Origin of the sequence: Robertkochia solimangrovi, assembly GCF_007279655.1 — a bacterium.
GTDB lineage: Bacteria > Bacteroidota > Bacteroidia > Flavobacteriales > Flavobacteriaceae > Robertkochia > Robertkochia solimangrovi.
The window spans coordinates 124,166-137,114 of the sequence record NZ_QKWN01000001.1 but is presented as its reverse complement, the minus strand read 5'-3'; the positions used below and the strand labels follow the sequence as shown (position 1 = coordinate 137,114).

Here is a 12,949-nt window from a genome sequence, read left to right as displayed (position 1 = left end):
TAAACCCAATTTACTAAAATTTATTTTAATCGGGTATGTCTTTTACTAAAAATATAAATAACTGGTATACAGCGAATAAGAGGCTGCTACCATGGCGAACATCGAAAATACCCTATAATATATGGCTTTCGGAAATAATGTTACAACAAACCCGTGTGGCACAGGGATTGCCCTATTATTTAAAATTTAAAGAGCGGTTTCCGACTATTTTTGACCTTGCGGATGCAGAAGAACAGGAAGTTTTAAAGCTTTGGCAAGGGTTGGGGTATTACTCGAGAGCGAGAAATTTGCATGCTACCGCAAAGTATATAGCTTCAGAACTTAATGGTGTTTTTCCCGCTTCAGCAGCAGAATTAAAAAAATTAAAAGGAGTAGGTGAATATACAGCCAATGCAATTGCCTCCATCTGTTATGATGAACCTGTTGCCGTGGTCGACGGAAATGTTTACCGGGTTTTGTCGCGTTACTTCGGGATTGATGAGCCCATAAACTCCACTGTCGGAATCAGGCTCTTTAAAGAAATTGCCAATGATCAGATAGGTCCTGAAGATCCCGGAGATCATAATCAGGCTGTAATGGAATTCGGAGCGGTACAATGTAAGCCGGTCAATCCTGATTGTGAATCGTGTGTTTTGAATATGGAGTGTCAGGCATTTCAATCCGGAAAGGTTGGGGAATTGCCCGTAAAGATCAAAAAGCAGAAGATCAGACAGCGGTTTTTTAATTATGTGATTGTAAGGACCGGTGAAAATACTATACTCAGAAAAAGAGGGGAAGGTGATATATGGCAGAATCTTTACGAATTCCCATTGATCGAATCGGAAAAGGTCTTGGAGGAACCAGATATTTTGGCGGATTCAACATTTAAAGAATTGGTGAAAAACGATCCGTTTGAAATTATTCGTTTTAACGAAAAGCCAAAAGTTCATAAATTATCGCATCAACATATCAATACTACGTTCTGGATCGTAAATTTGCAGGGTAGTATCAAAGATGGAGTTGATGAGAAAAGCCTCTCTGAATATCCTGTTCCTGTGTTGATTGCTAATTTTGTCCGGGAATTTGATTTTTAGATACAACAAAAATTAATACATTTATAAAATAACCTGATTATTAGAAACCGATCTTATGAGTGGTACACTGAATAAAGTAATGTTGATAGGACACCTTGGAGACGAGGTAAAGATGAATTATTTTGAAGGAGGCAATTGCCTGGGGCGTTTTCCGCTGGCTACGAACGAGACCTATCTCAACAGGCAGACCGGTGAAAAAGTAACCAATACCGAATGGCATAATATCGTTGTTCGAAATAAGGCGGCTGAGGTCTGCGAGAAATACCTTTCTAAAGGAGACAAGATTTATGTGGAGGGCAGACTGAAAACCAGACAATGGCAGGGTGAAGATGGAAATATGAGGTATACAACAGAGATTCATGCGACCGATTTCACATTTTTATCCAATAAAAACGATAATCCTGCTGGTCAGAGCGGTGGTGCGCCACAACCTCGTCAGCAAAATGAATCCCGGCCACAACAGTCAGGACCGGCTGTAAGTGCCACGAATTCACCATCGCAGTATGAAGAAGAAGATGACGATCTTCCATTCTGATTTGTTTAATTAAAACCTTGGACTTTGGACCCTGAACCCCCGAGTTTAATCGCTTTTTTATTTATAGAATCAGCTTCAGTCATCAAACTGCTGGTGCTTATTTGCCTGCTTACATTTTCTGCACTTATTTCCGGAGCTGAAGTCGCATTCTTTTCCTTGAGTCCTTCCGATATCAATGACCCTCAGGTCTCGAAATCGGATCGAGGAAATATAGTGGTCAAACTACTGGAAAAACCTAAGAAACTACTGGCTACCATTTTGGTGGCCAATAATTTTATAAATATTGCCATTGTTCTGCTATTCAGTTCTCTCAGTGAGTTGTTCTTTTCCGGAGTTAATGGTAAGATATTTGGTTTTATCGATATAAGATTTATTCTTGAAGTTGTCGTGGCAACCTTTCTGATTCTGTTATTCGGGGAGATTCTTCCAAAGATCTACGCGAGTCGGAATAAGACCAAGTTTGCACTTTTCATGGCTCATCCGTTGAATGTTCTCGATCATTTATTCTATCCGTTGAGTATGCCGATGCGGGCGATCACGATCTATCTTCAGGATAAACTGGGTAAAAAACGAAGTAATATATCGGTTGATCAGCTTTCTCATGCTCTTGAACTTACCTCGGAGGACGATACCACCAACGAGGAAAAGAAGATATTACAAGGTATTGTTTCCTTTGGGAATACGGATACCAGGCAGGTTATGCGACCCAGGATCGATATCTTCGCATTGAATGAGGAAATGAAATTTCCGGAGGTCGTTAGCTTGATCGTCGATAACGGGTATTCGCGTATTCCGGTATTTCGCGACAATATGGATAATGTTACCGGCGTTCTTTATGTTAAGGATCTGTTGCCTTATATCGACAGAAAGGTCTTTGACTGGGTATCTTTGATCAGAGATCCTTATTTTGTTCCGGAAAATAAAAAGCTTGATGACCTTTTAAAGGAGTTTCAGGAAATGAAAAGTCATTTGGCTATTGTGGTAGACGAATATGGCGGTACTTCAGGACTCGTAACTCTGGAAGATATCATAGAGGAGATCGTTGGTGATATCAGTGATGAATTCGACGATGAAGATCTCATCTATTCCAAACTTGATGAAAAGAACTTTGTATTTGAAGGGAAAACGACATTGAAGGATTTTTATCGGGTGATCCGAATAGAAAATGAATCGGAATTTGAGGATTGCAAAGGTGAATCGGAAACCATAGCCGGATTCGTTCTGGAGATCGCAGGTAGTTTTCCGAAAAAGGGAGAGAAGATAAAATTCAACAATTATATTTTTGAGGTCGAAGCCCTGGATAAAAAAAGAATTAAACAATTAAAAGTAAGTCTGAGTTGAGAATGTTCAGGAAGTTATTGATCCTTTCTGTTGCCGTGATCTTTGTAAGTAGTTGCGGTGATGCCCCCGTACCGAAGCCTAAAGCTACGCTAAGGCTGGAATATCCAGCTCCCTTATATTCCGGGATCTCAAAGGAATGTCCTTTCGATTTCGAACAAAATAAAGCGGCAACCCTTGAGAATTTTAAAGATTGTTCATTCAATCTCGATTATAAAGGAATGAATGCAAAGATCTATATAACCTATAAGGCGGTTGATGGAGATCTCGATCTCTTACTTAGGGATGCGCAAAAGCTGACTTATGAACATGTGGTTAAGGCGGATAATATAACCGAGCAGCCCTTTATAAATGATGATAAGGGCGTTTATGGTATGTTTTATATGGTAAGGGGAAATGCTGCATCACAATCACAATTCTATTTGACTGACAGTACACGTAACTTCGTAACCGGGTCGCTATATTTCTCATCGAAACCGAATTATGATAGTATTATGCCAGCAGCAGCATATCTGGAAGATGATATCAGGCATTTGATGGAATCATTTACCTGGAATTAAAAAAAGAGCCCGTTGATCAACGGGCTCTTTTTTTAATTATTCAGATGGCTTGCTGAGTAGTTTTTCAGCATTGGCGACACTTTCATTAACCTTGTCTCGCATCTCCTTGACTTTTATTTCTTCTTCATCGAGCCATATTTCCTTTTCGGGACTAAGTTCCTTTCCCTGAAGGATCTCTTCGTGTGTGAAACGATCACCAAAACCTTTCATCCAGGACATCATGAGTTCATGAGATTCCTGCAGGTCGGTCATCGCTTTTTGGTAAGGAGCTCCCGTCTCAGTAGAATCTGCAAGGGGCTTGAGTTCTCCAACTAATTTTGTGAGCTTCGTCATTTGAGGCATGACCTCATCGTGGATAGCAATCACTCGCTTCATCTGCTCGTTCTCTGCAGGTTTTTCCTGTTTACAGGACAGGAGCATTAACGGAGCTATTAAAATAAGGATCAATAATTTTTTCATGAATGTAAATTTAAAGTCTAAAATTAAGTCTATTTTTTTTCAATGCCTTAAGATAATCCCGGAATCTAAACTCTGATTTGGTAATCATGTTTCGATTTGAGCAGAACATAACGATGAGGTTGTCGATAATTTTAAGGTGAATCGTAGTATGAATAATTAAATATTATGTCATTTTTGCTCTCTTAAAAATTGGTATTCGATGAATAATGATACACGTAAATGGGTATATCTGATCGTACTTTCATTGATATGGGGGAGTTCTTATATTCTCATAAAGAAGGGGCTTGGTGGCCTTACACCCTTGCAACTCGGTGCAGTACGTATCATATTTTCAACGATATTTTTGTTTCTGATAGGTTTTAGATCGTTGTTCAGGATTAAGAAGAAAGAATGGCCCTGGGTGGGGCTGTCGGCGCTTTGTGGCACCTTTATTCCGGTATTCCTGTTCGCCTTTGCAGAAACGGAGATCGATAGTAATATCGCTTCGGTTCTCAATTCATTGGTTCCCCTCTTTGCGATTATTATGGGGGTGGTATTATTCAGGATCCGGTTCGTCAGGATTCAATTATTTGGTGTCCTTTTCGGACTGATAGGTGCCGGATTATTGATTTTACAGGGAGCCTCCCTGAATCCTGATCAAAACTATTTCTATTCATTGTTGGTAATTATTGCTGCGATTCTTTATGCAGCTAATGCGAATATTATAAAGACTAAATTACAGGATGTTTCTGCGATGAGCATAGCTGTGGGTAATTTCGCTTTTATGGTGCTTCCAGCGATCGTATTGCTTTGTTTTTCCGGAATATTTGAAACCGATGAAGCGGATTTGCAGGAACTGCAGACCTCACTGATGTATATCGCAATACTTGCGGTTTTTGGAACCGGTATGGCTAAGATCCTTTTCAACAGACTTATTCAAATTTCAGATGCTGTTTTTTCAACCTCAGTGACCTATCTGATACCGGTTGTGGGGGTGTTCTGGGGCGTTCTTGACGGAGAGCATTTCGGATTGGGGCATTTGTTCGGGGCTATATTCATTCTGGGAGGTGTCTATCTCGTCAATAAAGGCAAATGATGATCACTACTGAAAATCAGTATCCGAAACCCCTTCGTTGAGTTTTAATGTCTGAACATTCATTTCGATCTCCTGATTGTCGGTTGTCTGTGAAAGGAAATATGGGAATTTGATTCCATTGACTTCGCGGTAATCTCCCATGAGGGTAGTTGAAACAATGGTTTCATTACCTGATTTAACCACGGTTTCCTCTTTTATCTTCAAACCAGACTTAGCATCGAAATACATGTATTTATTGCCGAAACCGGAAAGCACATAGGTTTTTCTTCCATCCAGCATTTCAACCCGATCGAGTTTTAGGATGTTATTATTTAACATGGCTAGTTCGGGAAAGACATTCGAGGTGATATTGAGTTCGTTGATCATTTTTTCAGGCATGGGTTCTACATTTCCCTGAACGATCATGTATCCGGATTCTCCATTATATACCTGCTTGGTGATCGTGCTCCCCATCATTTTCATGGCCATGGAATATTTACCGCTCAGTTTTTTGATCTCCATATTCATGCTCATTCCTTGTACCTTGCCTTCTGCAGACATATACATAGAGCTGATCTCTTCTAGTCTTTCGCGTCCACCCAAAGAGTCGATGAATTTTTGCAGAATCGTATTTGCATCAGTTCCTTCCGGGATTTCTGAGGTATATTTAGGTTCCGTGGCAGGCTCTCCGTTTCTGTCATAAAATTTGACAGGCACTGGTTTATTTTTGTATTTGAGTGATTTCAGTGCACTGAGCATGTCACTGCCATCTCCTACAACTATTATTCTCGCACGGTCAGATTTAAAATAGGTATTCGCAGCCCTTTGAATATCTTCCAATGATACAGAAAGAATTCTGGCTTCAAAATCGGCATAAAAGTTTGAAGGTAAGGATTCGGTCATGATTTTCACCTCCTGATCTGCTCTGTTAACCGGATTAGACCGTCTTTTCTTCATGTCTGCGATCAGCGATTGTTGTGCCTGTTGTAATTCAGTATCAGTGACCGGAGTTTCTTTCATGTTCTCTAAAACTTCCAGAATAGCCTTGATGATATTCTCAGTATCCTCGGGGTTTGCAGTTGAACGAACCTGAAAAGTAGACATTGATTTCTTGCTATATCCCACATGAGAAGTTACATTATTAGTAAAGCCTTTGGTCTCTGTCAGGTAGCGGAAAAGTCTGCCTTTGCCTTTCCTGCCCAAAATAGAATTGGCAAGAATTACAGCGGGATAGTCAGATTGATTCATCTTGAGGTCGATAAGATTCTCATAGATAATTCTCGATTTGGATGCTCCAGGCATGTCGATAAAAGCGATCTGTGTATAATACGGGTCCTTTGGTGCATTGAAGGTGAAAGACGGGGGAGTGGCTTTAGCCCATTCTGAAAAATTCTTTTCTGCTATTCTCGCACCTTCTTCAAAGCTGATGTCACCCGTTATGGTCAAATATGCATTTGCCGGAACAAAATAGTTATGATAGAACTTCTGGACATCTTCCAAAGAAATGCTTTTAAGGGAAGCTGCACTTGCTCTCATGCTTCTTGGGTGTGACTTTCCATAGGCCAGAATATTTGCAACATCAGAAGCTGTGTGTTCAATATGATTTTGATCTTCTTCTATTTTAGTGATCAATTCAGCTTTAATTTTCTCCAATTCTTCCGTTGTGAAATTTGGGTGCAGAAGGGCATCGGAGAATAAATTGAGGATCTGGTCGTGATTTCCGGATAGTCCGGTGGCCACATTTTTATCCAATCCGAAAGAGAAGGATGCTCCCATCTGTTTGATCTGGTTCTCAAATTCTTCTTTGGAAATGTTTTCAGAACCGTTACCGGTCATTTTATGAACCAGGGCAGTAATACCGGGCTGGTCATCTTCAGGTATAAGTGGATTATCCAGTGTTAGTGTATAGGTGATTTTAGGAAGTTCTCTGTCTTCGATCACAATGACTTTTAAACCATTGCTTAAAATTAGCGATCGGGATACTTCGATAGTCGGTTGAGATGCTGTTGCGGTTTCCGATTGTTGTTCTTCGCCGGTCTGAGCAGTCAGTGAAAGGCAGGCAGCGATGGCAAAACAGGACAACAAGTATTTCATTAAATTCATTTTTTAAATTCGAGCTGGATTAACTCCGTATTGAAATTAAGAAATGTACCGTACAGTTGAAAATCCTTTAATTTAATTTAACAATCATCGTTTATCGTAATAACCCGATTTTGAATGAAAGGGGGGTGTTGGGATGTTTAAATCACTGTGGCACACCGGTTGATAATTTCTGGCGTAAAATTAATGGAATAATTCAGATCAGGTGGGTTAACGACTAAATTTTAAGTCAATATTAACCGGGAGTCATTCAATTTTTTGTAATTTAAATGCTGTTAATTAAAAGGTTACCTCTATGAATCCTGAAAAATTGCATATTCGTTTTGGAATTTTCATCGCCATAGGACTGATCGCTTATTTCTTAATATTGAAATTGATCGGTTTGCATGAAAATCCTTGGTTAAGGATCTCTAACGGAGCCATAGTAGCTTATGGTATCTATTCTGTGATCCGAATCAGAAGATTGATCGAGGGTGATAAATTTGACTATTATAAAGGATTTAAGACCGGTATTTTCACCGGATTTTTGGCTACCCTCATCTTTGTAGGCTTTATGGCTATCTATATGTTTCATATCGATAAAGAGTTCCCGAAATTGATTATGGAAAGCTGGATGAAAGACTACAATCAAGGCCCTGGAATTCTCATATTTATACTCCTGGTTGAAGGATTTGCTTCAACAGTTGTACTCACACTTGCCTTCATGCAAAAATTCAAACCGAGCTGGAACCCTAAAAAAAATATTCAAAAGGCATAAAAACGTTTGCGGTTTAGGGAATTAACAGTATATTTGCACCCGCCAAAAATACATTTTGGCAGCAGTTTAATTACTATTATTTTATTAATCCATACGTTATGTACGCAATTGTAGAGATAGCAGGGCAGCAATTTAAAGTTGCAAAAGATCAGAAGGTATATGTGCATCGTTTGGCTTCAGAAGAAGGTGACAAAGTTTCCTTTGACAATGTACTTCTTCTTGATGACAACGGTTCAGTTACCATCGGCGCCCCGGCTATAGACGGAGCCGCTGTTGAGGCTAAAGTCGTAAAGCACCTTAAAGGAGACAAAGTTATTGTATTCAAGAAAAAGAGACGTAAAGGTTACCGTGTTAAGAACGGTCACAGACAATACCTTACCGAGCTTGTAATCGAGAATATCGTAGCTAGTGGTGCAACTAAAAAAGCTGCTCCTAAGAAAGAAGAAAAGAAAGCTGAAGCTGCTCCAGCCGCTGCAGGTCAGGATCTAAACGATCTTACCGTTGCTGAGTTGAGAGAAATGGCAAAAGATAAAGGAGTAACAGGTTACTCTTCTATGAAAAAAGCCGAATTAATCGAAGCATTAAGCTAATTATTGATAACCGATAAAACTCTAATAAAATGGCACATAAAAAAGGAGTTGGTAGTTCCAAGAACGGTAGAGAATCAGAATCGAAACGCCTCGGTGTTAAGATCTTTGGAGGTCAGGCCGCAATCGCTGGAAATATCATTGTAAGACAAAGAGGTACTGCTCACCATCCTGGTGATAATGTATATATGGGTAAAGACCATAGCTTACATGCTAAAATTGACGGTATCGTTAAGTTTCAGAAGAAAAAAGACAATAAGTCTTACGTTTCTATCGAGCCTTTCGAGGCTTAAGAAGCTTTTTACAAAAAATAAAAAGCCCTTTGACATATTTCTGTCAAAGGGCTTTTTGCTTTTCAGGGGGTTTATTAACCATATGTTAAATAATTCTAAAACTTAACTTCCTTCCTGTGTATTCGAAAAGGTAGCTTAACATTACCTTATTTTTCCCACAACATGTTTCAGGATTCCTCATAGTTTCTTTGTAACCGTCAACTAAATTACAATCACTAATGAAGAATCTATTTGCATTTTCACTAATGTTTATGCTGTTCTTGTCTGCAGTTGCCCAGGAAGGAAACCTTACGGGAACAATTGCTGATGAAAACGGTATCTATGTTCCGGGAGCCACTGTAATAATATCTGATATGATGAAGGGTGCAGTTTCCGATCAGAACGGTAAATTTACTTTCGTAGCCGTTCCTGAAGGCGATCATAAGGTCATCGTAAAATATCTGGGATTTTCAGATGTTGAGGTGGATGTTACCGTTAAAGCTTCGGAGACCACTCATATAAATATCGTTCTTACCGCTGAGAGTATGGAACTGGAAGGAGTGGAAATCTCCGCTTACGGATTGAGCGGTCAGGCAAGAGCACTCAACACCCAGAAGAACAATATGAATATTACCAATGTGGTGTCGACAGATCAAATTGGGAAATTTCCTGATGCGAATATAGGGGATGCCGTTAAACGGATACCCGGAATCACTATGCAGGTGGATCAGGGAGAGGCCAGAAATATTATTATCCGCGGACTTTCACCACAATTGAATTCGGTTACGCTGAATGGTAGCCGCATTCCTTCTGCAGAAGGAGATAACAGAAATGTTCAGATGGACCTTATCCCTTCCGATATGATCCAGACCATCGAGGTGAGTAAGGCTGTTACCCCGGATATGGATGCTGACGCATTGGGCGGATCTGTAAATCTTGTTACACGTACTGCTCCACAGGGATTTCGTCTTTCGGCAACTGCAGGTTCTGGGGTGAACACAATCACTGAAAAGAGAATTCTCAACGGTTCCTTCCTTGTAGGGGATCGTACCAAGAACGGGAAGTTCGGATGGATGGTTTCCGCTTCGATCAATGATAATGATTTCGGTTCGGATAACGTAGAAGCTGAATGGGATGATGAATTCGAATACTTTAATGGTAGTGATACCGAAGAGGTGGAGGTTAATCCTTATACCAAAGAATATGAAACCAGAACTTACCTTGTTCAACGGGTAAGAAGAAGTTTTGCTGCAAATCTGGATTATAATTTTAATGAAAATCATAATATCTATTTTAAATCCATGTATAACTGGAGAGATGATCGCGAGAATCGTTTTGCCTACAGTAATGAGATCCTGGATGGAGAAGATATCGCAATAGGTGATTTTCAGATCGATGGTAATAACAACCTTGTTCGTTTTCCTGCCGAAGAAGTGAGAGAGACTAAAGGTGGTGTACCGGGTGGACGAAATGATAATGCCCGACTTGAAGATCAGCGCATGCAGAACTATAGTCTGGGTGGTGATCATTTATTCGGGAATATGAAGGTTAATTGGATGGCTTCCTATGCAAAGGCATCAGAAGAACGTCCGAATGAGCGTTATATCGCTTACGCAAGTGAATTCGCGGTGAACCGTAACCTGAATACCCGTTACCCGATCATGACTCCGGTTGATCCGGCAGATACTACTCCTGAGAATTATGAATTCGATGAGTTAACTGAAGAATATCAGTATACCGATGAAAAGGATATCAATGCTTTCCTTAACTTCCAATTACCTGCTGATCTTCTCGGACATGGCGGAACTATTAAATTCGGTGCCCGAGGTCGTTTCAAGAATAAAGAGAGAAATAATAATTTCTACGAATATGAGTCTCTTATTCCAGGATTTGATACAATGAAGGATGTAGCCATACATGACTATACCGATCCTGATTTCCTTGCGGGATCGCAATATCAGGCTGGTTATTTTGTGACTCCTGAATTCTTAGGAGGTCTGAATCTTAAAAATGAGGATATCTTTGAAGAAAGTGATGTTCCCGATGAATACCTGAGAGCTAATTTCGATGTGGATGAAAACGTTTATGCGGGTTATCTGATGACTAATCAGAATATCACGGATAAATTATCAGTTCTTGCCGGAGTTCGTATTGAGAATACCAATATAACCGCTACAGGAAATCAGATCATGGATGAGGAAGATCTTATTGGAAAAGTTACCGATAAGAGCGCGTATACCAATGTGCTGCCTGGGGTACATTTTAAGTATAATCTGAATGAAAATACCATTTTCAGGTTAGCATGGACCAATACTTTGGCAAGACCGAATTATGTAGACCTTGTTCCATCTATCGATGTGATCACTGATGATAATGAAGTCGTACTTGGAAATTCAGAACTCGATCCAACCACCTCGATGAACTTTGACCTTATGGCTGAACATTATTTTAAGAATGTCGGATTGATTTCCGGAGGAGTGTTCTATAAGAAGGTTGACAATTTTATTTATACTTCAGTATTTGAAGCAACTGATGATAGTTTCGGTTCAGGAACCGAGGGTTACGACGTTTTCCAGCCACAAAATGGTGACGATGCCAGTATTCTTGGAGCAGAGATCGCATTGCAGAGACAATTGGATTTCCTTCCGGGATTTGCAAGTAACTTCAGTATCTATCTGAACTATACTTATCTTTCTTCAGATGCAAATGGAATTAAAAATGAAGACGGCGATGAAAGAGATGATCTGGATCTTCCGAATACTGCACCCAATATGTTCAATGGCTCCCTGGCTTATACAGGAAAACGTCTTAGTATGAGATTATCGGCAAACTATTCTGATGCCTATATCGATGAGATCGGAGGACGAGCGTTTGAAGATCGTTATTATGACGAGCAATTCTTCCTGGATTTCAATCTGAATTTCTCGATTAATAAGAATCTCAGACTTTATGCTGACCTGACCAATATTACCAATCAACCGTTACGATATTATCAGGGTGTGAAAGATCGTACGATGCAGATGGAATATTATTCGAGAAGAATAACGATCGGACTTAAATACGACCTGTTTAAAGGTTAATCAAAAATTATCTATCAATAATTCTTAATCTTTTGAGTGCAGAGATTCATTTCTTTGCACTCTTCTCTTTATTTTAGTTATCCTATGAAATTCAAATTTAGTACCCTATTAGCTCTTATACTGATCGCATGTAATGGAAAGGATCTGCCTGTTGTTGAACCTCAAGTCATAACGGAATTGACACTTCATGACACTGACGACCCTGCGATTTGGGTTAACCCGGAAGATCCTGCTGCCTCAATAGTATTCGGAACCGATAAAGACACAGATGGAGCATTGTATGCTTTTGATCTCGATGGAAAGATCATTGAATCTAAAACTATAAGAGGACTCAAAAGACCAAATAATGTTGATCTCCGATATGGATTTCAGCTCAATGATTCAACTAAAACGGATATTGTTGTATTGACCGAGCGAGAGCGCAAACAAATCCGCATCTTTTCAGTACCTGATATGAAACCGCTTGATAATGGAGGAATTCAGATCTTTGAAGGTGAAACCGGAGTCGAACACGATCTTCCTATGGGGGTGAGTTTATACAAATCTCCGATCGACGGTGCCTTTTATGCCATTGTAGGAAGAAAGTCTGGTCCTTTAAACGGATACCTGCATCAGTATAAGTTGGAAGCAAATACAGCTGGAATTTCCGCTACACTGGTTCGTAAATTCGGACAGTTCAGTGGTAAAAAGGAAATTGAAGCTATTGCTGTGGATGATGAAAACGGGATTGTTTACTATTCGGATGAAGGACATTGTATTCGTAAGTATTATGCTGAACCTTCAAAAGGAGATGAAGAGCTTGCCTGTTTTGGTGCAGCATTGTTCAGAGAGGATATTGAAGGGATTGCCATTGCCAGGTTTAAAGATGGCGAAGGTTATCTCATCGTATCAAATCAGCAACAACATTCGTTTGTGATCTTTGACAGGAATAGTAACGAATTCATCAAAGAACTTGATCTTACAACCACAGAAACGGATGGTTGTGATGTAGTTACTGAGTCTTTAGGTGAGAAATATCCTAGCGGATTATTTGTAGCCATGAACGATGCGAAGAATTTTTACTTCTTTGATTTGAGTAAAATTATTCCAAATAACTAATTATTAGGCAAATAAGTCTTTCATTCTAAATTGTTT

General features: G+C 39.7%; 12 protein-coding genes. 10 read left to right on the top strand and 2 right to left on the bottom strand.

Going from position 1 to position 12,949, the window contains the following annotated elements; genetic code table 11:
* Positions 1-35: 35 nt before the first annotated feature.
* Genes mutY through gldD form a run of 4 tightly spaced genes read left to right on the top strand, consistent with a single transcriptional unit; the run spans position 36 to position 3,506 of the window.
* Entirely contained in the window at positions 36-1,073 is a 1,038-nt protein-coding gene (gene mutY, locus DMZ48_RS00565) for an A/G-specific adenine glycosylase (RefSeq protein WP_143953155.1), read from the top strand.
* 55 nt (positions 1,074-1,128) lie between these two features.
* Positions 1,129-1,608: a single-stranded DNA-binding protein gene (locus tag DMZ48_RS00560; RefSeq protein ID WP_143953154.1), complete on the top strand. Its 480-nt coding sequence runs from the start codon at positions 1,129-1,131 to the stop codon at positions 1,606-1,608.
* A gap of 24 nt (positions 1,609-1,632) precedes the next feature.
* A complete protein-coding gene (locus DMZ48_RS00555; protein ID WP_143953153.1) occupies positions 1,633-2,949 on the top strand; it encodes a gliding motility-associated protein GldE in 1,317 nt (438 codons plus the stop codon).
* A 2-nt stretch (positions 2,950-2,951) separates the two neighbouring features.
* Positions 2,952-3,506, top strand: coding sequence for a gliding motility lipoprotein GldD (gene gldD, locus DMZ48_RS00550; protein WP_143953152.1), 555 nt, complete (start codon positions 2,952-2,954; stop codon positions 3,504-3,506).
* A gap of 36 nt (positions 3,507-3,542) precedes the next feature.
* Here the strand turns inward: gldD and DMZ48_RS00545 are convergent, their stop codons facing one another.
* Positions 3,543-3,965: a hypothetical protein gene (locus DMZ48_RS00545; protein ID WP_143953151.1), complete on the bottom strand. Its 423-nt coding sequence runs from the start codon at positions 3,963-3,965 to the stop codon at positions 3,543-3,545.
* Positions 3,966-4,164: 199 nt separating this feature from the next.
* Between DMZ48_RS00545 and DMZ48_RS00540 the strand changes: the two genes are divergently transcribed.
* Positions 4,165-5,040: a DMT family transporter gene (locus tag DMZ48_RS00540; RefSeq protein WP_143953150.1), complete on the top strand. Its 876-nt coding sequence runs from the start codon at positions 4,165-4,167 to the stop codon at positions 5,038-5,040.
* A 6-nt stretch (positions 5,041-5,046) separates the two neighbouring features.
* Here DMZ48_RS00540 and DMZ48_RS00535 read toward each other — a convergent pair whose 3' ends face one another.
* On the bottom strand, positions 5,047-7,113 hold the full coding sequence (locus tag DMZ48_RS00535) for an insulinase family protein (protein WP_162558639.1): 2,067 nt from the start codon (positions 7,111-7,113) through the stop codon (positions 5,047-5,049).
* A gap of 301 nt (positions 7,114-7,414) precedes the next feature.
* Here DMZ48_RS00535 and DMZ48_RS00530 point away from each other — a divergent pair, with 301 nt between their 5' ends.
* From DMZ48_RS00530 to DMZ48_RS00510, 5 genes are all read left to right on the top strand, one after another.
* Positions 7,415-7,876 (top strand): DUF4199 domain-containing protein, encoded by a 462-nt coding sequence (locus DMZ48_RS00530; protein WP_143953148.1) that lies wholly within the window; start codon positions 7,415-7,417, stop codon positions 7,874-7,876.
* A gap of 98 nt (positions 7,877-7,974) precedes the next feature.
* Entirely contained in the window at positions 7,975-8,466 is a 492-nt protein-coding gene (gene rplU / locus DMZ48_RS00525) for a 50S ribosomal protein L21 (RefSeq protein ID WP_143953147.1), read from the top strand.
* 29 nt (positions 8,467-8,495) lie between these two features.
* Entirely contained in the window at positions 8,496-8,756 is a 261-nt protein-coding gene (gene rpmA, locus DMZ48_RS00520; RefSeq protein WP_143953146.1) for a 50S ribosomal protein L27, read from the top strand.
* A gap of 218 nt (positions 8,757-8,974) precedes the next feature.
* On the top strand, positions 8,975-11,815 hold the full coding sequence (locus DMZ48_RS00515) for a TonB-dependent receptor (protein ID WP_199287915.1): 2,841 nt from the start codon (positions 8,975-8,977) through the stop codon (positions 11,813-11,815).
* An 84-nt stretch (positions 11,816-11,899) separates the two neighbouring features.
* The gene (locus DMZ48_RS00510) at positions 11,900-12,913 is read left to right on the top strand and encodes a phytase (RefSeq protein ID WP_143953145.1); all 1,014 of its coding nucleotides are present in this window, start codon (positions 11,900-11,902) and stop codon (positions 12,911-12,913) included.
* Positions 12,914-12,949 lie beyond the last annotated feature (36 nt).